Origin of the sequence: Lentzea sp. JNUCC 0626 (genome assembly GCF_043632865.1) — a bacterium.
In the GTDB taxonomy this organism is placed as follows: domain Bacteria; phylum Actinomycetota; class Actinomycetes; order Mycobacteriales; family Pseudonocardiaceae; genus Lentzea.
In genome coordinates this window covers 3,116,056-3,136,817 of record NZ_CP171635.1, presented here as the reverse complement: position 1 = coordinate 3,136,817, position 20,762 = coordinate 3,116,056, and the positions used below count along the sequence as shown (strand labels likewise).

21 protein-coding genes are annotated in these 20,762 nt (G+C 68.6%); 17 read left to right on the top strand and 4 right to left on the bottom strand.

The features are described from left to right. The first annotated feature begins 64 nt into the window (after positions 1–64). The 7 genes from JNUCC0626_RS13970 to JNUCC0626_RS13940 all read left to right on the top strand — a co-directional run bounded on the left by JNUCC0626_RS13970 (position 65) and on the right by JNUCC0626_RS13940 (position 8,787). Complete coding sequence (locus JNUCC0626_RS13970) at positions 65–1,000, top strand: LLM class flavin-dependent oxidoreductase (protein WP_394620165.1); 936 nt, start codon at positions 65–67, stop codon at positions 998–1,000. After that, positions 1,001–1,906, top strand: a complete 906-nt coding sequence (locus tag JNUCC0626_RS13965; protein WP_394620164.1) for an NAD-dependent epimerase/dehydratase family protein — start codon at positions 1,001–1,003, stop codon at positions 1,904–1,906. A 49-nt stretch (positions 1,907–1,955) separates the two neighbouring features. Then, a complete protein-coding gene (locus JNUCC0626_RS13960; protein ID WP_394620163.1) occupies positions 1,956–2,579 on the top strand; it encodes a DUF4241 domain-containing protein in 624 nt (207 codons plus the stop codon). Between the two features lie 194 nt (positions 2,580–2,773). Further along, positions 2,774–4,312, top strand: a complete 1,539-nt coding sequence (locus tag JNUCC0626_RS13955; RefSeq protein ID WP_394620162.1) for an ABC transporter transmembrane domain-containing protein — start codon at positions 2,774–2,776, stop codon at positions 4,310–4,312. Then, a complete protein-coding gene (locus JNUCC0626_RS13950; protein WP_394620161.1) occupies positions 4,309–6,036 on the top strand; it encodes an ABC transporter ATP-binding protein in 1,728 nt (575 codons plus the stop codon). Before JNUCC0626_RS13955 ends, JNUCC0626_RS13950 begins: the two co-directional genes overlap by 4 nt. A 391-nt stretch (positions 6,037–6,427) precedes the next feature. Then, a complete protein-coding gene (locus JNUCC0626_RS13945) occupies positions 6,428–7,705 on the top strand; it encodes a glycoside hydrolase family 64 protein (protein ID WP_394620160.1) in 1,278 nt (425 codons plus the stop codon). Positions 7,706–7,851: 146 nt separating this feature from the next. Further along, entirely contained in the window at positions 7,852–8,787 is a 936-nt protein-coding gene (locus tag JNUCC0626_RS13940; RefSeq protein ID WP_394620159.1) for a TolB family protein, read from the top strand. On the opposite strand, the gene JNUCC0626_RS13935 is transcribed toward JNUCC0626_RS13940, so the two are convergent. Further along, positions 8,762–8,899: a hypothetical protein gene (locus JNUCC0626_RS13935; protein WP_394620158.1), complete on the bottom strand. Its 138-nt coding sequence runs from the start codon at positions 8,897–8,899 to the stop codon at positions 8,762–8,764. The genes JNUCC0626_RS13940 and JNUCC0626_RS13935 overlap by 26 nt on opposite strands. Before the next feature lie 127 nt (positions 8,900–9,026). On the opposite strand from JNUCC0626_RS13935, the gene JNUCC0626_RS13930 reads away from it, so the two are divergent. Then, complete coding sequence (locus tag JNUCC0626_RS13930) at positions 9,027–10,004, top strand: hypothetical protein (RefSeq protein ID WP_394620157.1); 978 nt, start codon at positions 9,027–9,029, stop codon at positions 10,002–10,004. Positions 10,005–10,011: 7 nt separating this feature from the next. Here JNUCC0626_RS13930 and JNUCC0626_RS13925 read toward each other — a convergent pair whose 3' ends face one another. The 3 genes from JNUCC0626_RS13925 to JNUCC0626_RS13915 form a co-directional block, all read right to left on the bottom strand. Further along, a complete protein-coding gene (locus JNUCC0626_RS13925) occupies positions 10,012–10,374 on the bottom strand; it encodes a DUF6355 family natural product biosynthesis protein (RefSeq protein ID WP_394620156.1) in 363 nt (120 codons plus the stop codon). A gap of 94 nt (positions 10,375–10,468) precedes the next feature. Beyond that, entirely contained in the window at positions 10,469–11,524 is a 1,056-nt protein-coding gene (locus tag JNUCC0626_RS13920; protein ID WP_394620155.1) for an FAD-binding protein, read from the bottom strand. After that, a complete protein-coding gene (locus tag JNUCC0626_RS13915; protein ID WP_394620154.1) occupies positions 11,521–13,938 on the bottom strand; it encodes a helix-turn-helix domain-containing protein in 2,418 nt (805 codons plus the stop codon). Before JNUCC0626_RS13915 ends, JNUCC0626_RS13920 begins: the two co-directional genes overlap by 4 nt. A gap of 212 nt (positions 13,939–14,150) precedes the next feature. Here JNUCC0626_RS13915 and JNUCC0626_RS13910 point away from each other — a divergent pair, with 212 nt between their 5' ends. The 9 genes from JNUCC0626_RS13910 (at position 14,151) to JNUCC0626_RS13870 (ending at position 20,759) form a co-directional block, all read left to right on the top strand. Further along, positions 14,151–14,774 (top strand): prepilin peptidase, encoded by a 624-nt coding sequence (locus tag JNUCC0626_RS13910; protein WP_394620153.1) that lies wholly within the window; start codon positions 14,151–14,153, stop codon positions 14,772–14,774. Between the two features lie 231 nt (positions 14,775–15,005). Then, complete coding sequence (locus JNUCC0626_RS13905; RefSeq protein WP_394620152.1) at positions 15,006–15,548, top strand: hypothetical protein; 543 nt, start codon at positions 15,006–15,008, stop codon at positions 15,546–15,548. After that, positions 15,542–16,366 carry a hypothetical protein gene (locus JNUCC0626_RS13900; protein WP_394620151.1) on the top strand — a complete coding sequence of 275 codons (825 nt, stop codon included), beginning with the start codon at positions 15,542–15,544 and terminating at the stop codon, positions 16,364–16,366. Before JNUCC0626_RS13905 ends, JNUCC0626_RS13900 begins: the two co-directional genes overlap by 7 nt. Before the next feature lie 25 nt (positions 16,367–16,391). Then, entirely contained in the window at positions 16,392–16,997 is a 606-nt protein-coding gene (locus tag JNUCC0626_RS13895) for a hypothetical protein (protein ID WP_394620150.1), read from the top strand. A gap of 161 nt (positions 16,998–17,158) precedes the next feature. After that, positions 17,159–17,659 carry a hypothetical protein gene (locus tag JNUCC0626_RS13890; RefSeq protein WP_394620149.1) on the top strand — a complete coding sequence of 167 codons (501 nt, stop codon included), beginning with the start codon at positions 17,159–17,161 and terminating at the stop codon, positions 17,657–17,659. Between the two features lie 104 nt (positions 17,660–17,763). Then, the gene (locus JNUCC0626_RS13885) at positions 17,764–18,960 is read left to right on the top strand and encodes a CpaF family protein (protein ID WP_394620148.1); all 1,197 of its coding nucleotides are present in this window, start codon (positions 17,764–17,766) and stop codon (positions 18,958–18,960) included. Further along, positions 18,957–19,709 carry a type II secretion system F family protein gene (locus JNUCC0626_RS13880; RefSeq protein WP_394620147.1) on the top strand — a complete coding sequence of 251 codons (753 nt, stop codon included), beginning with the start codon at positions 18,957–18,959 and terminating at the stop codon, positions 19,707–19,709. The genes JNUCC0626_RS13885 and JNUCC0626_RS13880 overlap by 4 nt, the downstream gene beginning before the upstream one ends. Beyond that, positions 19,706–20,548 (top strand): type II secretion system F family protein, encoded by an 843-nt coding sequence (locus JNUCC0626_RS13875; protein WP_394620146.1) that lies wholly within the window; start codon positions 19,706–19,708, stop codon positions 20,546–20,548. Before JNUCC0626_RS13880 ends, JNUCC0626_RS13875 begins: the two co-directional genes overlap by 4 nt. Positions 20,549–20,561: 13 nt before the next feature. Continuing rightward, entirely contained in the window at positions 20,562–20,759 is a 198-nt protein-coding gene (locus JNUCC0626_RS13870; RefSeq protein WP_394620145.1) for a hypothetical protein, read from the top strand. Positions 20,760–20,762: the final 3 nt, after the last annotated feature.

The following is a 20,762-nucleotide window of genomic DNA, read 5'->3' as shown; positions in this document are numbered from 1 at the left end:
TCAGGCGGGGATCATAAACGGCGGCGGTGGTGTGATTCGATCCCTTGCGACAAAAGGAGAACGGATGCATTTAGCGATCATGGTGGACGGGGAGAACGGCCTGTCCGCGAGTGCGTGGCTGGACCTGGCGCAGACGGCCGACGCCATCGGTGTCGAGGCGCTGCTGCGTTCGGACCACTACGCGGGCGCCGAACCCGCGGACTGTCTCGACGCGTGGACCGCGATCAGCGCCGCCGCCGCCCGCACCAGCAGGGTCCGGCTCGGCACCCTGGTGAGCCCGGTGACCTTCCGCCCGCCCGCCGTGCTGGCCAAGATCGCCGCGTCGGTGACCGCGATCGGCGGCCGGGCGGTCGACGTCGGCCTCGGCATCGGCTGGAACGAGCACGAGCACCGCGCCTCCGGCCTGCCGTTCCCGCCCGCGTCGGTCCGCTACCGGATGGCCGCCGAGCAGGCGGAGATCCTCACCGGTCTGTGGACCGGCCCGTTCTCCTTCGACGGTGAGTTCCACCGCCTCGACGGCGCCGACCACCGGCCCCGGCCGGAGCCTCGGCCGAGGCTGGTCATCGGCAAGCGCGGCGGCCCCCGGTCACTGGCCTTCGCCGCGCGCTGGGCCGACGAGTACAACCTGGTCTTCGTCACGCCGCAGCGCTGTGCCGAGGTGCGAACAGCGCTGGCCCGCCACTGCACCGAGTCGGGCAGGAGCACGGTCCCGCCGCTGTCGGTCATGACCGACTTCACCGTCGGGCGCACCGAGTCCGAGGTCGCGGACCGGCTGGCCGCCGCCGCGGTGCACAACCCGTTCCTGCGCGGGGTCGCGGCCGCCGACCTGCCCGAGCCCTACCTCGCGGGCACGCCCGCCACGCTCGTGGCCGCGTTGCGCCGCTACCAGGAGCAGGGCGTCAGCCGGATGATCCTCAAGCTTCCCGACCCCACCGACCACGAGTGCCTCGCGCTGCTCGCCGACGAGGTCCTGCCGCACTTCCCGACTCAGGAGGTCTGAATGTCCACGGTTGTCGTGACCGGAAGTCTCGGCACACTCGGCGCGGCCGCGGTACGGCGTCTGGAGGCCGACGGGCACGACGTCGTCCCTCTGGACATGCGCCCCAATTCCGGACGCACCGCGGACATCCGGGATCCCGAGTCCTACCGCGCGCTGCTCGAGCGCGCCGACGTGGTCGTCCACCTGGCGAGCCTGCACGGCCGCGACCACATGTCCCGCTTCGGCTTCTCGGAGTTCTGGTCCACCAACGTGGACGGCACCCTCGCGCTCTATCGGGCGCTGCCCCACACGCCGGTCCGCCACGTCGTCCTGGCGTGCTCGATGGCCGTCTACGGCCCCATTCCGACCGCGCCCCGCTCGAAGTGGGAGACCCGGACCGAGGACACCCCCACCCTCGCCTACGACGCCTACTCGCTGACCAAGCTGACCGACGAGCGCATAGCCGAGTACGCGGCCGCGACGTCGGGGGTGTCCACCACCATCCTCCGCTTCGGCCACTTCACCCCGTGCACCCCGCTGCACTACGCGTTCCGTCTGCTCTTCGGCGGCGTCGACGTCCGCGACGCCGCCGACGCGGTGGCGTTGGCCGCCACCCACCCGGCCTCCGGTGTGCGCCCCCTGAACATCCACGCACCGTCCCCGCTGATCCCGTTGACGACGGAGCTCGCCGACGAGCCCGTCGAGGTTCTGCGAGACCTCTACCCGGACTTCATGAACCGCCTGTCGGACAAGGGCGACGACGCCCGGTCACACCTGTGGGGCCGCTCCACCTGGCCGTCCGACCGGGCCCGCGCGTCCCTCGGTTACGACCCCGCCTACACCTTCGACCGCTTCGCCACCGCCTACCTGTCCGGCGATCTCTCCGACTACGCCAACCTCCAGGCTCCCCGGTGGGGGATCGACTGACCGGCGCACTCGTGTGCCCCAGGCCGACGGTCGTCGATAGGGTCGCTCCATGCCGTTGACACCGGTGGATTTTGATCGGCGTGTTGTTCCGGGAGCCCGCGCCGGCTTGATGTCCGGGTCGGGCACGGTGAGCGAACCGCTGCGCGCCGAGTTGTTCCTGCCCTCCGGCGAGGTGGTCGCTTCAGGATGGCGCTGGGAGGGGATCGGGTTCACCGAGATCGCGCCGCCCGGCCGCTATCCGGTGCTGCTCTACTCGCTGCTGCCCGAAGGCGGGGAGTCGTGGGCGCCCGATCCGCTCGCGGTGCGGCTGGTCATCCGTGACGCACCGGTCGTGTCGTGGAGCATGGCGCTGTTGCCCGGTCAGGACCCGGCGGAGTTGAGCGAGGACGGCTTCTTCGGGTTCGCGGTGGACGGCGGTGAGGGGAATCTGATCGACGCCCAGTGCCTCCGAGAACTGCACGACACAGGTACCTACCTCGAGTTCGTCGACGACGCCAAGATCGACCTGGACTTCGGTGACCGGCTGGCCTCGTCGGAGGACGACGAGGGCCGTGAGACCGTGGGGTTCAAGATCGGAAGTGATGGCGTCTACCCGACCTGGATCGGTCGCACCGAGGACGGCGAGCTCGCCTGCTACCTGATCGAACTGCTGCTGTTCGACAATCGGGACTGAGTGCGTGCGCATCGTCCACAGTGCACTCGATCGTGGTTGTGGCCGGGGGTGAACCGCGGCTCCGGGTCAAAGGTTAGGGTGTCCTTATCTTTGATCGGGAGGGTGGCATCAACAGCGTGGGGAACGAGGCACGGATCCGCCGGCGGGTGTTGCGGCGGCAGCGGGGCCGGGTAGCAGGCGCCTCCCTGCTGCTCATGGGGCACCAGACCTGCGAGGCGTTGGTCCCGGTCGCACTCGGGCTGGCGATCGACCAGGCGGTGGCCACCGGTGAGGTCAGCGCGCTGCTGCTGTCCGTCGGCGGACTGGTGGCGCTGTTCGCGGCGCTGAACACGTGTTATCGCTGGTTCGCCCGGTCTGCTCAGCTGGCCGTGATCGACGAGGCTCACGCGTTGCGGGTCGAGCTCGGGGCCCGGTTGTTGCGCGTCGGCGGTTCGGCGGGCTCGCGGCATCGGGGTGAGTTGCTGACGATCGCGTCGTCGGACGCGGATCAGGTTTCCCGTGCGGTGGTGTGGATCGCCGGTCTTGCCGGGGCGGTCGCGGCCCTGGGTGTAAGTTGCGCGGTGCTGGTCGGCATCGACGTGCGGCTCGGGTTGCTGCTGATCGTGACCGCGGTGGTGACGACCTTCGGGCTGAACGTGCTCTCGCCGCTGCTGGCCCGGCGCGTCACCGGGCAGCAGGAGGCGCTGGCGTCCGCGTCCGCGTTGGCGACGGATCTGGTGACCGGGCTGCGGGTCGTGCACGGCTTGCGGGCCGAGGAGACCGCTGTGCGGCGGTACCGCACGGTGAGCCGGGCTGCCGAGGCGGCCGGGATCCGCGCCGGCACGGCGGCGTCGCTGCAGGTGGGGGTGACCGTCCTGGCAGGCACGATCGTGCTGGTCGTGGCTGTGCTGTCGGCTGGTCTGCTCGCGGTGCAGGGGGCGATCGGGATCGGTGCGTTCGTCGCGGCGATCGGTGCCGCCCAGTTCATCGCCGAACCGCTGTCCGGGGTGGGGATGTACCTGCGTTTCGGGGCCGCGGCGCTGGCGAGCTCCGGTCGGGTCGGGGCCGTCCTGGACGACGAGGAGGAGCCCGCTGCCGCGGCACCCGCCGAGGGGGCGACCGTCACGATCCCGCTGCCGGCCGACGGGTGCACCGGCGTCGTCGCGGATCCCGCGGTGATCGACGAGTTGCTCGAAGCGCTGCGGGGGCGCGCGCCGGGACGGGTGCGGGTGGAGTGGCGGGGCGAGGCGCCCGCGCGGGTGCACGTCGAGCCGGTCCGGGCGCATCTGTTCACGGGCACGTTCGAGGACAACCTCACGCTGGGGCGGCCGGTCAACTCGCCGGACCAGCTGCGGCCGGCGCTGGTCGCGTCCGGGGCCGCCGAGGTCGTGGACGCCCGGCCGGGTGGCCTGCTCGCGCCGTTGCGCGATCGCGGACTGAGCCTGTCCGGTGGGCAGCGGCAGCGGATCGTCCTGGCTCGCGCGTTGCACACCGACCCGCCCGCACTGGTGCTGACCGAACCGACGACCGCGCTGGACCCGGTGACCGAGCACGCCGTCGCGGACGGGGTGCGCGCACATCGGCACGGTCCCGGTGCCGAGCGCCGGGCGACGGTCGTGGCCACCACGAGCCCGATCCTGCTCGACCGAACCGATCAGGTCGTTTTCGCGCGTTCCTCCGGGGACGTGGTGATCGGCACCCACCACGGGCTGCTCGACACCGACGCCGACTACCGCAGGAGGGTGCTCGGATGAGCCGCCGTCTTCCCCTGGCCACGGCAGGCGAGGTGCGTCGCGCCGTGCGCGAGTACCTGCGCGACCACCGAAGCCTCGCCGCCGCGACGATGGTGCTGGCGGTCGCGGCGTCGTTGTCGGGACTCGTCGCCCCGTGGGTCGTCGGCAGGATGGTCGACGAGGTGATCGGCGGCGCGGACGCCGCGAGCGTCGTCGGTCTCACGGTCCTGGTCGGGGTGGCCGGGCTGGGCGCGGCCGTGCTGACCGCGCTCAGCGGAGCACTCGTCGCGCGGATCGGGCAACGGGTGCTCGCCCGGATGCGGGAGGACACCGTCGCCGCCGCGCTGCGCATGCCCGCGGCCGAGGTCGAGGAGACCGGGCGCGGAGACCTGCTCAGCCGGGTCGGTGACGACGTCGCCGTGGTCAGCGAGGTCGTGGCCACGCTGCTCGCGCAGTGGGTCGGGGCCGTGCTGACCGTCGGGCTGACGATGGTGGGCCTGTTCGCCCTCGATCCCTGGCTCGCCGTCGCCGGCCTGCTCGCGATCCCGGTGTACGGCTTCGCGTTGCGCTGGTACCTGCCCCGCGCGGCGGTCCGGTACACCGAGGAGCGCGCGGCGTTCGGCGATCGCGCCGAAACGCTCGTGTCCGCGCTCGAAGGGCTTCCCACGTTGCGCGCCTACGGTGCCGAGGAGCGGCATGTCGGCTTGATCGAGGAGTCTTCGGGCCGGGCCCGCGACGTCTCGCGCTCGATCCTGTGGTTCTCCACCGCCTGGGGCAAGTGGATCAACATCGCCGAGCTGGTCGGCCTGGTCTCCATCGTGATCACCGGATTCGTCCTCGTGCGCACGGGATCGGCGTCGGTCGGCGCGGTGACCGCGGCGGCGTTGTACTTCCACCGGCTGTTCAACCCCTTGGGCCTGCTGGTGTTCAGCTTCGACCAGGTGCAGTCCGCGATGGCGAGCCTGCAGCGCATCGTCGGCGTGATCGGGACCTCCGAGCCGAGCCAGGCGGTCTCCGCGCCGGCCCGCACCGGAGACCTGCACGCGGAAGCGGTGACGCACCGCTACCCCGGCACGGCCGAACCGGTCCTGCACGAGGTGTCCTTGCGGCTGCGGCAGGGAGAGACGGTCGCGCTGGTCGGCGCCAGCGGTGCCGGGAAGTCCACGCTGGCCGTGCTGCTGGCCGGGATCACGCCGCCGAGCGAGGGACGCGTGAGCTGGGCGGGGGCGGTTCCGGACCGGGCGGCACCGCTGGTGCTGGTGACTCAGGAGACGCACGTCTTCGCGGGCCCGCTGGCCGAGGACCTGCGCCTGGCCGACCCGGACGCGACCGACGAGGACGCCGAGAAGGCGCTGCGCGCCGTCGGCGCGGACTGGATCGACGAACTGCCCGACGGCGTCCTCACCGTGGTCGGCGAACTGGGGCGCGCGCTGGACCCGACGCAGACCGCGCAGGTCGCCCTGGCTCGCGCGCTGCTCGCCGACCCGGCCGTGGTGCTGCTCGACGAGGCCACGGCCGAGGCCGACAGCCGCGACGCGACCAGGCTCGAGGACGCGGCCTCCGCCGTCCTCGACGGACGGACCGGCCTCGTGGTGGCACACCGGCTGCGGCAGGCAGCCGCGGCCGACCGCGTCCTGGTCCTGGAGCACGGCCGGATCGTCGAATCGGGGACCCACGACGAGCTGATCGCCGCGGACGGGCACTACGCCCAGCTCTGGGCCGCCTGGGAGTCAGCCCGCACGTGACGGCGGCGAGTGGTGTCCGCTGTGGACGGTCGTCTTCGTCGGCCGCCGGGGGGCTTCAATCCACTTAGGACAGACCTGAGGAAAGTTTGCGCTGAAAGGACAATTTGATGTGAAGTTCGGGTGAGGTGCTGGTGCTCGTGTGGCCCGGGCTCCCCGGGGACGATTTTTCGGCTTGTTTTCAATGTTTAGTGCCTGCTCCGCGCGGTGTTTCGCTTGTGTGGGAAGTGTGTCTCGGGGGTCTCTGCCGGGTCCCGGTCTTGACATCGGTTGCATCGGCAATGAGCATGGAAGCGCTCTCATAACCGGTGTAGACCAGTTTCGCCGGAGGTCGCCGACCGCCCTGTCCAGGTCGGATGACCTTCCAGCAGAGCACCCCTGCACAAGGAGTCACATGCGCCTTCGAACAAAGTTGTTGAGTGCGCTGGCTGCCCTGACGGCGACCGCGTCCGCGGCCGTCGGGGTCATCCCTGCTCAGGCGGTAGGCCCTGACCTGCTGCCCCTCAACGTCACCAACAACAGCGGCCGCTCCGAGGCCGTGCACCTGTACGTCCTGGGCACCGACATTCGCAGCGGCCGGCTCGGCTACGTCAACCAGGCGGGCGCGTTCACGCCGTGGTCGCCCGGTGGCAACCCGCCCACCCCCGCGCCGGACGTCTCGATCGACGGCCCAGGTCAGGGCGGTACCACCACCCTCAACGTGCCCCGGTTCATCTCCGGCCGCGTGTACATGTCGTTCGGGGAGAAGCTGAAGTTCTTCCTGACGCCCGACGGCCTGGTGCAGCCGGCGCCGTGGGCGGGTGGCGACGCCAACAGCGGGATCCTGTTCGACTGGAGCGAGTTCACCTACAACGACGCGGGCCTGTGGCTCAACAGTTCGCAGGTGGACATGTTCGCCGTGCCTCACGCCGTGACGGTGACGGGGGCGTCCGGCGAGACGAAGAAGACCGGCGAGCTCAAGCCCGGTGGCCGTGACGCCGTCATCAACGGTGTGCGCGGCCAGGAGGGCTGGGGCGGGTCGATCATGTCGCGCTCGGACGGCACCGTGCTGCGCGTGCTGGCGCCGGGCAAGGCGGCCGACGTCGGCAACTTCGACCGCAACTACCTGGACCCGTACATCACGCAGGCGTGGAACGCCTACACGGGCAAGAACCTGACCGTGCAGCCGTTCGGTGACCGGCCCGAGGTGAAGTACTTCGGCCGCACGTCGGGCAACAACATGAACTTCACGGACGGTGCGGGCCAGCAGGTGGCGTCGTTCGCGAAGCCGTCCACCGCGGACGTGTGGGGTTGCGACGGGGCGCTGCACGCGCCCAACGACCAGATCGTCGGCCCGATCGCCCGCACCCTGTGCGCGGCGTTGCACCGCACGACGCTGGACCGCATCGACGTGCAGCCCGGTGGTGGCCCGGCGGACTTCTACCAGGGCGCGATCACCAACCACTACTCGAAGCTCGTGCACCAGAACATGGTGGACGGCAAGGCTTACGGGTTCGCGTTCGACGACGTGCAGGCCCAGGAGTCCCTGGTGCACGACGGCGATCCGCGTTCCGCGGGCATCGTCCTCACGTCGTTCGGCGGCGCTGCTCCGGCCGCCGCGACGAGTAGGGCAGCCGCCGGTTCCGGAGGTGGGGACGTCCACACTCAGGGCTGGCAGTTCGCCCTGAGCTGAGACCGCTGCTTCTGAAGCGACGCAAGTCGTTTCGGTGATGGTGGCGGTGTCGCGGATCCGCGACACCGCCACTTTCGCGACTCTGCCCCGATGAGCCAGGTATGTTGCGTGTGGCGCGGGTCGTGTGAACTTGGGAGGACCTTCCGTTGTGGCGTGAACTCCTTCCTGGTCAGCGAGCCGATCTCCGGTTGCTCGACGTCGCCACGGGGAAGTCCGAGCTCGTGCTGAGCAGCTCCGATCGCCTGATCGAAGCTCCGCAGTTCCACCCGGACGGCCGGCATCTGGTGGTCAACGGCGACGGGGTGCTGCTGCGGGTCGATCTGCTGGGGGACCGCACGCCGACGACGATTCCGGCGGTCGGTCTCCCTCCGGTCAACAACGATCACGTAGTCACCCCGGACGGCCTGTGGCACATCGCGTCCGCCGTCGACGGTCACCTCTACCGCGTGCCGTGGAACGGCGGCGAGGCCGTGCGCGTGACGGCCGGCAAGGAACCGGAGCGGCGTTTCCGCCACTTCCTGCACGGCATCTCGCCTGATGGCCGCCGCCTCACCTACGTCGGGGTGGAGATGGCGGACGGCGACGAGTGGGGGCGTCGCGCCGTGTGGACCCTCGAGCTCGTCACGGGAGCCGAGACGCAGGTCGGTGACGGCTACTCGCCCGCCGACGGACCGGAGTTCTCGCCCGACGGAACGGCGTTGTACTTCAACTCCGAGTTCCGCTCGACGAGCGAAGGCCACGCCCAGCTGTTCCGGCGGGACGAGGAGTCCGGGACGGTGGAACAGCTGACCGGCGACGAGCGGGTCAACTGGTTCCCGCACCCGTCGCCCGACGGCGCCCACGTCGCCTACCTGAGCTATCCGGCCGGAACCGTCGGACACCCGGCCGACCTGCCCGTCGAGCTTCGACTGCTGACGTTGCCGAGTTCGGCGCCGCGAACCCTCGTCGCGCTGCAGGGCGGGCAGGGCACGATCAACGTCAACAGCTGGTCCCCGGACTCCCGCCGCATCGCCTACGTCGAGTACCCGATCAGCGTGGACGAGGTCCCGTCACGCATCACAGACCGCTCAGCAACCGGCTGATCGCCTCCACGGCCTCGATCAGCACGACGCAAAGCTGCAGCGCGACGAAACCGACCTGCACTACCAGGACGACCCGCGACGGTCGGCGGGGCTTGCGAGACTGCTTGGTCACCGTGGCCACCTCTCTAGGGGATTCGGTGACCGCAGAAAACCGCGAACCCGCCCTGACCAGCTACTCCGCGCAGTTCCTCCCGTCCGGAGGAACCGTTTAGAGCCAAAGCCCGGAATACTCGACCGCCATGTACGACGGTCCCCTCGACGACGTGGCGATCAACGCGAGAACGAAGAGCGGCAGGCTGCTGACAGGCCGCAAGCTGGCCAACAGCCCGGTGGTCCGAGCCTGCCTCGAGAGCGGCAGACGCCTGGCCGAACGAGAACTCATGGGCCAGGTGGGCGACGAGCACCTGCACCGCCCGTTGCGAACCTTGACGCGCGAGAACATCGCCGCCGAGGCGGAGCTGATCTTCGCCGAGGCGGAGGCAAGGCGCGACGGCCAGACCGCCCGCGCGCTCTTCGACACGCCGCCCGACTGGAAGAAGGCCAAGACCAGGCCCTCGGTAGGCACCACGAAGGACCCGTGGCCCACCCTCGCCCTCTACATGGGCGACCTGGTCAGGTACGCGCTGCTGGACCGCTATTCGCTCACTGAAGGAATGCTCACCGACGCCACCCGCGCACAACTGCGCGAGGCGCCGTCCTTCAGCGCCATGGTGGACAAGGTCGCCTACGAGGACATGAAGATCGTGTACGCCGACGAGACCTCGGCGCGGTTCCAGTACCTCGCCACTGGCCTCGCCGACTTCCACGAACAGATCAGGGAGGCGCTCGCCGGCGTCTACGAGCACTCCTTCCACTATTGGCGGGACGTGTACGCGGAGATCCTCGAAGCGCGCGGCGTCTCACTGCGCCCAGGCATCTCCCTCGACGAGTTGACGATGATGCTGACCGGCATGGCCCAGGGCCTGAGCCTGCGTCACATCGGCGCCACCGGCGGCAAGGTGATCGACCACCACGGCCGCTGCTCCGTGCTCGGCAAGGCCACCCAGATCCTGATCGCCGGTGCCATCGATCCGGGCGACGGCCGGGAGGTCGCCGCCGTCGTCGACGAACTCATGGCCGTGCGCGTCCCGCCTGACGGAGGGGGTGAGAAGCCGTCGCGGTTCCGCGTCTGGATCGGACGGTTCAGGCAGGCCTTGAACGGTGGATCAGCTGGGTGAGCAGCACTCACACCTGTGGTTGGCGGGTGAGGCAGAAGTGTTGGCCGTTGCTGTAGCCGAGGTTGGGCGGGGTCTTGACGTAGTAGCCGTTGACGACTCTGTACGGGCCGTCTTTGAAGAAGGGCTGTTGCTCCCAGGGAGCAACGCACCTTGTTCCGGTGCTGCCCGTGTTCCAGTGGAACTTGATGAGGATGAAGCTGTCGCCGCAGTGAGAGTAGCGGGCGGTCATCTCGCGGTACGGCGGGCTCAGTTCGTAGAAGCCGCACTGCGGCGGCATTATCTTCGTCGCCGGCTCGTTGATCATGCCGACGGCGGTGGTGGCCAGGGCGGTGCCGATCATGATGAGGGTGCGTGCGATGGATCCGCTCATTGGTTGCTCCCTGAAGTGGTTGGTGCACTTCAGTTTTGGAGTGTCCTGAGCGGACTGACAACGGGTCTTCCGTATTCCGCTGGGAAGAATACGGCTACAGCGGGGCGAGGTAGAGGGTTCCGCCGGCGTTGAGCGCCTTGGTGACGAGGACGTCGTTGGCTTGCTGCATGGCTGTGACGACGTCGGGTGCGTCGGTGGGGGAGTAGCGGAGTGCGGCGATGAGGAACACCAGGTCGCCCGGTGGAAGTCGCAATCGGGGGGTTGTGATCTTGCTGCTGATCAGCGGGTAGGCGAGGACCAGGCCGAAGTCGCTGTAGAGGTCGGCACCGAGTTCCTGTTGAAGGTGCTGGAGCAGTCCTTCTGCCGCGCTGCTGGGGACCAGCACGTTGCACCAGGGATGTGGCGAGTCCCAGAGGCCTGCTTCGCGCAGGAGTGGCTCGCCAGAGGCGAGGCGGTTGAGGAAGTCCCAGTAAGTCGTGCTCTGGGTTTCGATGTCCTGGAAAGCGAGGCCGTTCAGATTGCCTTGTGAGGCGTTGAAGGCGACGGCTTCCAGTTCGGCCACGTGGTGGCCGTCGCGGATCTTCAGTTGGCCTTCTACGTAGCCGAAGGTGCCGGCGTTGACGAGCAGGCGTTGGTCGGCCACCAGCTGGTCGGTGTCGGTGCAGTGGAGCTTGTGCCACTGCACGAACTCCGGTGCGGGGATCAGGCGCAGGGTGGCTCGGGTGATGACGCCGTTGCGGCCGCGGCCTGCTCGGACGGCGTCAAAGATCTCTCGGTTCGAGGTAGGGGCGCAGGTGATGGTTTCGCCAGCGGGTGTGACCACTTCGAGGGAGAGGACGTTGTCGGTCTGGGCGCCGTGGTGGTGACTGGCGCCGCCGAGGCCGCCGACGGAGAGGGTGCCGCCCACGGTGAGTTCCAGGTAGTCGGTGAGCACCGGTGGGGTGAGGCCGTGGGGGAGGGTTGCGCGCAACACGTCGCTCCAGCGCGCGCCGGCGTCGACGACGACTTGGGTCGGGCTGATGTCGTGGATGGTGGCGAGGGAGGTCATGTCCAGCACGAATCCCTCTGGGGCTTGGGCTTGGCCGCTGGTCGAGTGCCCGGCTCCACGCGGGATGACCGCAAGTCCGTGCGTACGAGCGTGTTTGATCAAGGCGCTGATGTCGGCGGGGTTCCTGGGCTGCAGGACCGCGATGGGTCGTTTGTGGACGGTTCCGCCGTAGTCGCGTGAAGCTCGTTCGAGGGTCTGGTCGTCTGTGTCGAGGGTGCCTGTGAGGTTGGGGACGTCGGCCAACGCGGGGTGCACTCTTGGTCCTCCTCGAGGCTGCTGATCATTTGCTGCCTCAGCACGGTGGCGGTGGGTTCGGTGTTGCCGCTGAGCAGTTCGGCGGAAGCGGACCACGCTCGGTGGGCTGCGCGTTGATCGCCGCGGCTCGCGTGCAGGTCACCGATGCGGCTGTGGACGTGGGCCTGGCTCCAGACGTCGCAGACCGTGCTGAACGTGTGCAGGGCGCTGTCGTAGTGCTGGAGCGCGAGGTCGCGTTCGCCGCAGGCCTCGGCCAGACCGGCGAGCAGGGTTGAGGTGCATCCAGAGGACATCAGGTCGCCGGCTTCGTCGAACGTCGCCTGGACGTCGAGAAGCAGGCTTCGCGCCTTTGCGTTGTCACCTTGTGCGGCGATCGCGGAAGCGATGTGGGCGGTGGCCACGGCGAACTGCCACGGGTCGTGAGCCTGGGCACTGGCGGTGCGCGCGGTTTCGTGGTGCTCGACCGCGGTGTCGAGTTCACCGAGATGGAGGTGGGCTCGGCCCAGGCCGACGTGGCAGGCAGCTACTCCGCTGAGGTCGCCGAGTTCGGTCCGGATCCGGAGTGCCTGGTGGTAGTGAGCCAGTGAGCCGGCCACGTCGGATTCGTCGATGCCGGCGTCGCCCAGCGTCTCCAGCAGCCACGCTTCCGCGTCTCGATGACCGCCCAGGCGGGCCATGGTGAGAGCGTCGCGCAGAGCGGGAATCCACCACGACCAAGCTCGGCGGTGGAACAGCATCTCGTTGATCGTGACCGGCAGGTAGGCGACCGAGGTGATGCTCCACCTCGCGCCGCAGCGGACCAGGTTCGCGAGAAGCTGCAGTTCGCTCTCGAGCCACCGCACGGCGTCCGCAGGCTGGTGGAAGGTCAGTGTTGTCATCCGGCGGCGGTCCAGGCCCAACGGACGTCGTGGGCGCGACGGCCAGAGCATGCGGATCGCCGCTTCGCCGGTGCTGAGGTAGAGGTCGATCAGGCGGGTCAGGGCAGCGATGTTGTGTTGCGCGGGATTGAGTTCGCGGGCCTGTTCGAGGGCATAGGCGCGGACCAGGTCATGCATGACGAAGTGGTCGGTGGCGGTCTGTTCGACCAGATGGACGGCGGCGAGCGCGGAGAGGTGTCCTTGCGCCTGCCTGGGGGAGCAGTCGATCAACGCGGCCGCCGCTTCGATCCGGATGTGCCCGCCGGGATGCAGACCGAGCAGTTGAAACGTCGTCGCCATGTCCTGGGGTAGTGCGTTGTGCGACCACGAAAGTACGGTTCTGATCGCTGAGGTCTCGTCGGCCGCGAGCACGTCGAGCGGTTGGTGACGGGTCAGTTCGTCGGCGAACTTGCGCAACGGAACGGTCGGCAGCAGGCTCGCGCGTTCACCCGCGATGCGCAACGCCAGAGGCAACCAGCCCGCGCGTTCGGCGATCAGCCGCGCGGCTTGGGGGTCGGCGTCGACCCTCGACCCGAGCAGGCCGCGCAGCAAGTCGTGGGCTTCGGTCTCCGCCATCGGGTGCAGGGTGATGCGGACCGCACCGTCACGAACGACCGCGCCGGACAGCCTGTTCCGGCTGGTGACCAGTACGAGCGAGCCCGGCGCGCCGGGCAACAGCGGGCGGATCTGGTCGGCGTCGGCGGCGTTGTCCAGCACGATCAGCGTGCGGGTGCCGTCCAGCAGTGTCCGGTAGAGAGCCGCCCGGCCGTCGAGGTCGTTGGGGATGTCGGCGGGTGAAGCGCCGAGCGCACGAAGGAACCGGCCGAGCACGACGCACGGGTCTTCGAGCGGGTCGGGGGAGTAGCCGCGCAGGTCGGTGAAGAGCACGCCGTCCGGGAACTCGTGGGCGATCCGGTGGGCCCAGCTGATCGTGAACGCGGTCTTGCCCACACCCGCCGTGCCGTCGAACGCGATCACGCCTTCGTGGGCGGCCAGACCCGCGTCGGCCTGCTCGAGAAGATCGTTTCTGGCGACGAAGCCGCGAAGTGCTGCCGGGAGCTGAGCGGGTCTCACACGTTCACGGCTGAGCTGAGTTCGAGGTCTCGGTACGGCCAACGCGATGAGATCCCCGCGTGCTTCGAGGGCATTGTCGATGGCCTCCGCGATCTCAGGGCTGGGACTCCGGATGCCCTGCTCGAGGTTGCCGAGATGGCTCTTGCTGACGTTGGCGGCGCCGCTGAGCTCCGACAACGACATGCCTTTCCGATCCCGAAGCTCGTGGAGCTTCTGGGCGAACGTCGACGCTCCCGTGTGGACATCCGTCTTCCGCTGTCTGCTGTTCATCTGAAGACGCCCCTCCCCTGGCGAATCCGTCTCGCGCCCACCAACACTGAACGTGGTCCCCCAACTACGTGCAGTGCAAACAGCAGGTCGAGAAGGTGAGGGTATGCAGATCCAGGCCCCATTTGTCCCGGTTTCTCGACTGTCACGCGTGAGATCTCACCCGGACGAACGACAACTTTCGTTGATCGGCCGGAATGAGGAGGGCCACCGGCATGTCGATCTTGCTGTCCTACGGGTTCCTCGGGGCCGTCGCCGGTCCCACCGCGATGATCTTCGGTCATTCGGTGGCGAGGAACGAAGCAGCTCCCTGGGAGCTCCCCATCGGCCTCGGACGATGGGTGCTGCCCGTGGGCGTCGCCACCGCGGCCGTCTTGTGCTTCGTGGCGGCGCGAGTCCCGTCGTTCGCTGCTCCCGTCTCGTGGTTGCTGATCACCGGCATGGTGCTGGCATCGGTCGACTGGACCTGCCACCGACTGCCGCACCGGGTCACCGGCTTGCTGATCTGCGGAGGTGTCGCCCTGCTCGGCCTCGTCGGCGTGGGCCAGTTGATCCGGTCAGTCGCCGCGCTGACGGTGGTGTTCGCCTGCGGGATCACCGTTCACCTGCTGTCACGGCGGGCGCTGGGGCTCGGCGACGTCACGCTCGCGGCTGCGGTCGCGCTGTTCCTCGGCTGGTTCAGCTGGCGGCACGTCGCCGCGGGGATCTCGGTGGCGCTGCTGATCACCGCGATCACGACGGCCACGCTCTGGGCGGCCCACCTGACTCGAGCAGGGTGCGGAGTCGCCCTGGGACCAGGGCTGATCTTCGGATCTGTGTACGTGATCGTGCAGTTCTGACAGAGGTGGCGTGATGTGCCTGCCGCTTCCGGAACCGGACCCGGTCATCGCCTACGAGGCACCCCGGGCCCTGCATCGCGCCGTCGCGCTGTTCACCTTCATCGTTCTCACCGGACAAGCCGACGATCTTCGCCCGGAGATTACCTTCACTCCGGGCGCACCGGTCGAGGTGGCTTCCGTCTCCCCTTCGGAAGCCACCTCGGCACCCTCGACACCGCTTTGGAGGCCGAGGTGAAGCACTTCACGCCGGCAGTCATAGCAGGAAGCACCGCGTTGATGGTGGCGTGCGGTGCGCCTCCGAGCAGCCCGCCCGCGACGCACACGAACACTCCGTCCACCAGCGTCGCGCCACTGCCTGATCTGCCCGAACGCAAGGCGATCGACGCCTACCTCGGCATGTGGCGGGAGATGGCGGTGGCCGGCGAGACGGCGAACCCGCGATCGCCCGAGCTGGCGAGATACGCGACGGGAGAAGCGCTCAGCCTCATCAACAACAGCCTTCACGAGATGGAGCGTGACGGCCACATTTCCAAGGGGCGGCCGAAGGGCGATCCACAAGTGACCAATGTGGACAGAAACGAGGGAGTCGTGAACGTGGTCAGGCTCCGGGACTGCGGTGACAGCACCGACTGGCTGAAGTACCGGCGTGACAACGGTCAACTCGTCGACGGCGAGGCCGGAGGCCGCCGGTCGATCATCGCGGAAGTCGTCGTGCAGCCGGACGGGGCCTGGCGGGTCACCAGATTCGCGGTGAGAGGACTCGGAACATGCTGACGCACAAACTGCTCGCCCCAACCGTGGTGTGCGTTCTCCTCACGGCTTCCTCAGCGAGCGCCGCGGATCCGTGGGGAGGCGTCACCTGCGACCCAGCGGGAAATCCGGGTTGTGACCTCGTCGCCGGAGTCAGCACCGGGTCCGCCGATGTCGGCGGCAACGTATCCCAGGACGGGCGCGAAGACGCGTTCGCGTGCAGGTACGTACCGGTGGACCACGTCGACCCGGCAATCCCACGCCCCGATGGACCCGGTGGCTGGTTCCGCCTGATCTGTTCGGCGGACGGCAAGAACACCGCTTCCCGGCCACCGGTGTGGCTGCCCGCAGGTCAAGCCGGCCCGGCGCTCGCGCCCGACCAGGTCGCGGAGATAGCACGGAGCAGGCTGCGGCTGCCCGATCCGGCCATCGCGATGAACCCTCCACGCGAGCAGTTGGTGAACCTGCCGACCTGGCTTTGGCTGAGCGACGGCTGGAGGCCGATCGCCGCGACCGCATCCGTGCCAGGTGTGGTCGTGACGGCGGTGGCCGAGCCCGTCGCAGCGGTGTGGTCGACAGGAGATGGCACCACCGTGACGTGCTCCGGGCCAGGCAGCGCGTTCGCCGTCGGTCGCGATCCGAAAGGCGCTTCGCCGGACTGTGGCCACACCTTCCGACGTGCCTCGGCCGCACAACCTGCCGGCACCTACCGGCTGTCGGTGACCTTGAGGTGGAACGTCCGCTGGTCCGGAGCCGGCCAGAGCGGATCTTTCTCCGACTTGACCACGAACTCGTCGACAGCGCTGCGCGTCGTGGAAAGCCAGGCCCTCAACTCGCGCTGAAACGCCTCGCTCCAAGGAGGAACCAATGAAGCGATCGAACGGTGACCAGGCAGCTCGGACGCGTCGGCGTATCTCGCGTCCTGTGGTTCTGGGCGTTCTCGTCCTGGTCGGCGGTGCTGTCGGCGTCGTCGGCGTGCAGCGACTCACCGGCCACGAGGAAGCACTCGCACTCGCACGACCAGTCGAAGTCGGGCAACTGCTCGTCGAGCAGGACCTCGTCGAGGTGAACCTCAGCGCCTCCGACGTCGTTGATCTGGTGCCAGCGTCGGACGCGCCGAGTCTGCTGGGTAGACCCGCCGCCTATCGCCTGCCGGTCGGGATTCTGCTTACGAGATCCGCTGTCGGTCACCCGCAGGTGCCGGCAGCCGGAAGGGCAGTTGTCGCACTTGCCCTCAAACCTGGCCAGTACCCGCCCGGTCTGTCCGCAGGTACCTCGGTGATCGTGCTGATTCGGCCGACGGATTCCGAACGGGAGTCGGACTTCTGGCCCGCTGTGGTAGCCGCGGTCGAAGATCGCCGCGAAACGGCTGCCGCGGTGGTGTCATTCGATTTGTCCCAAGTGGACGCACGTGAGGTCGCCGCGAAACAAGCCGATCGAGTAGCCGTCGTGATGACGTCTGGTGGTCGGTGATGATGATCGCGATCTGCCGGCTGAAGGGGTCGCGAGGAGCGACTCGCCTGGCGCTCGACCTCTGCGAGCATTCGACCGCGAGCAGTCGGGTCGTGGTGGAAGCGGACCAGGGTGGTGGAGATCTGCAACTCCGGTTCGGGCTGCGGAGGTCACCCGGACTTGTGAGCCTCGCGGCCGCACACCGTCGTGATCCCGCCAAGAACCTCTTGGCGGAGCATTCACAACGCGCGCCGAATGGACTGCACGTGCTGCCCGCCCCGCTCGACCCTGGGCGATGCCGCGCAGCGCTGACCGTCGCCGCGCCCGTCATCCGCGAGGCAGCGAACGCCGCGGACGTGACTGTCATCGTCGACCTGGGCAGGGTCGATCCAGATCCGGTGACGCTCGCGCTCATGCGTGCGGCGGACGCCTTGATCATCGTCACCAGTCCGGACGCGCACGGGCTCGCCCACCTCGCGGCGAGGGCACCTGACGTTCGCGGCTGGTCGTCCAGGCCTGGTCTGGTACTTGCCGGAATCGGCTTCTCCGCAGTCGAAATCACCGCTGCAACAGGGATTCCGGTACTCGGTACGACGCCTGCCGGAAGGCAGATGAGGCGGCGCCGGCGGGCCACCAAACAACTCGTGCAAGGACTCGAAGCCTCGAACAGGAGCACACCATGAGCTTTTCACCAGATCTCCAGGAACTGCGTACCCGTCTCCGCGAGGAACTCGCCGAACAGTTGGGCGGCCGCCTCCGTGACGACGGAAGAGCACAGCGACCGCCCATGGGGGACCTGCAGCGCCGCCAGTTCGCCGAAGCGGTCCTGCGCGACTCGGTCGACGCGGAGGCCCGCCGACGGCTGAACGACCGGCGGCAGCTGCTCAGCGAAGACGACGAGGATCGCGTGATCACCGCCGTACTGGCCGAGATCTTCGGCGCTGCCGGCCTGGAACCGCTCCTCGCCGACGAGACGATCGAGAGCATCGACATCAACGGTGCTGACCGCGTGTTCGTGACCCGAGCCGATGGGACCAGAGAACGCGTCGCTCCGATCGTCGGCGCCGACGACGAACTGGTCCAGCTCGTCCGCGATCTGGCAGCCCGTGACGGCATCGAGGAACGAAGGTTCGACGTCGGCTCGCCACTCGCCAACTTCAGCCTGTCCACCGGCGAACGCGTCGCCGCCGCCATCGCGGTCACCGCCCGGCCGGTCGTGTCGATCCGGCGGCACCGCTTCAAGCGCGTCACCCTCGCGGATCTGCGGGCGAACGGCACCATCGATCAACCGGTCGAGAACCTGTTGACGGCACTGGTGCGGGCCCGGCGCAACATCCTCGTCACCGGCGGAGTCACGACGGGCAAGACCACCTTGTTGCGTGCCTTGGCATCGGCCATACCGCCGGCGGAACGCCTCATCACGGTCGAGGACGTCTTCGAACTGCGCCTCGACGAGGACCGCGCAGCGCACCCCGACGTTCTCGCCCTGCAAGCCCGTCAGGCCAACGTGGAGGGGCGCGGCATCGTCACCCTGTCCGAGTTGGTGTGGCAGTCACTGCGGATGCAGCCGGACCGCGTGATCGTTGGCGAGGTTCGCGGGCCTGAGGTGATCCCGCTGTTCAACGCGATGTCGATGGGCAACGACGGCTCCATGAGCACGCTGCACGCCAGCTCCAGCCGCGGAGCCTTCCTCAAACTCGCCGCCTACGCGGTCCAGGGTCCGGAACACCTGACCATCGAGGAGAGCAACCTCCTCGTCGCCTCAGCGGTGCATTTCGTGGTGCATCTGGAGAAACGCCGCGACAGCAGGCGTGTGCTGGCGTCGATCCGTGAGGTCGTAGACGCGGACGGCCGCCAGATCGTCAGCAACGAGGTGTGGCGTCCAGGTCCGGAGATCAGTGCTGTCCCCGGCGCTCCGCTTCGCAGCGAGACGCGGGAGCTGCTTCACGCGGTCGGATACGAGCCGGATGGGTGGCCGGTATGACTAACTGGCCGCGCCTCAGCAGGCAGGTCCAGGTCCAGTGGGTGATCGCACTGGCGAGCTCGGGTCTGGTCCTCGTGATGACGAGATGGGTCGCTGCATCGGTGACCGTCCTGGTCGCTGTCGTGCTGCTGCCACGCATTGTGCGAGCCGATGCCGAGCGGCGGCGCAGGCTCGACGTGCTCGAAGCGGTGGCGACGTGGACAGAAATGGTGCGCGACACCATCGAGGCGGCTTCCGGGCTGGAACAAGCGATCGTCGCGACCACAGCCGTTGCACCAGAGGCGATTCAGCGTGAGCTGCACGCGCTCGCCGAGCAGCTGAAGCAGGGTGAACGGCTTGCGGTCGCGTTGCGCCGGCTGGGCGACGATCTTCACGATCCGACCGCTGACCTGGTCATCTCCGCGCTCGTGCTGGCCGCTGACCACCCCACTCGCCAACTCGCCGATCTGCTCGGAGAGCTCGCGGCCGAGGCACGCGAGCAGACATCGCTGAGGTTGCGGATCGAGGCAGGGCGTCGGCAGTTGCGCACCAGCGTTCGAGTCGTGGTCGCGACCACGATCGTCTTCGCGGGGGCACTGGTGTTGTTCAGTCGCAGCTACCTCGACCCCTACGACACGAGCGCCGGTCAGCTGGTGCTGGCCGTGGTCGCAGCGGTGTTCGCGGCGGCGTTCGTCTGGATCGCCAGGATCGCCCGAGCTCATCAGCCGGAGCGGTTCCTCACCGGTGTTGGGGGAGGTGAGGGGTCGTGATCGACGGACTGATCTGGGGAGCAGGGCTGGGACTCGGTCTGTGGGGACTGCTGGTGTGGACGTTTCCGCCCCGCCCTGCGCTGCACGTCGTGCTGGGACGGCTCAACGCCGATTCTGGCACCGACCGGACAATCGCGAGCGGCGTGGCGCGGTTCTCCTCGCGGGGTCTGCGGGCGAATCTCGCCGTGGTCGACAAGACATCCGACGCACACTTCACGGAGAAAGTCGTACTCGCTGGACTTGGCCTCCTGCTGCCCGCGACGATCAACGGGGTGCTGGCGGCACTTGACGCCGGCCGCCCGTGGACCGTCACGGCAGCTGCGGCAATCGGTCTGGGTGCCGCAGGTTTCTGGGTACCCGACTTGGTCGTCACTCGTGCCGCGGCGCGACGCCGCACGACGTTCCGGCACGCCCTCGGCGCCTATTTCAACCTCGTCCGTGTCCTGTTGGCCGGTGGTACGGGCATCGACTCCGCTCTCACGGCGGCTGCCGGCATCGGTTCCGGCTGGGCGTTCCGCTTGATCCGGCAGGAACTTCTGACCGCGCACGTCACCCGCACCACTCCGTGGCAGGCGTTTGGACGGCTCGGCGAGGAGCTGAACGAGCGTGTTCTGCGCGAACTCGCAGCGTCGATCAGTCTTACCGGCTCTGAAGGAGCCAAGATCCGCGCCAGTCTCGCGGCCAGGGCGGCGGCACTCCGGATCCGCGAGGCCGCCGAGGCCGAAGGCAACGCGCACGCGGCCACCGAACGCATGACGCTCCCCGTCGTGCTGCTCCTCGCCGGATTTCTCTTGTTCATCGGCTATCCCGCCACGATCTCTGTCCTCAACGGACTCTGAAGGAGGTTCCACCATGACCATCACGATCCAGAAGTCGTTGTGCCGATGGCGCACCAGGCTCCTGATCCTCTACCGGGAAGACGACGGCTACGTCAGCGAGGCCGCGTTGGTCACCGCGCTCTTCATCGGAATCTGCGTAGCGGTCGGCGCGCTTCTCGGCCCGGCGATCCTCGAGCTGGTCGGCGGCATCGTGGCCAAGCTGAGGGTGTGAGCG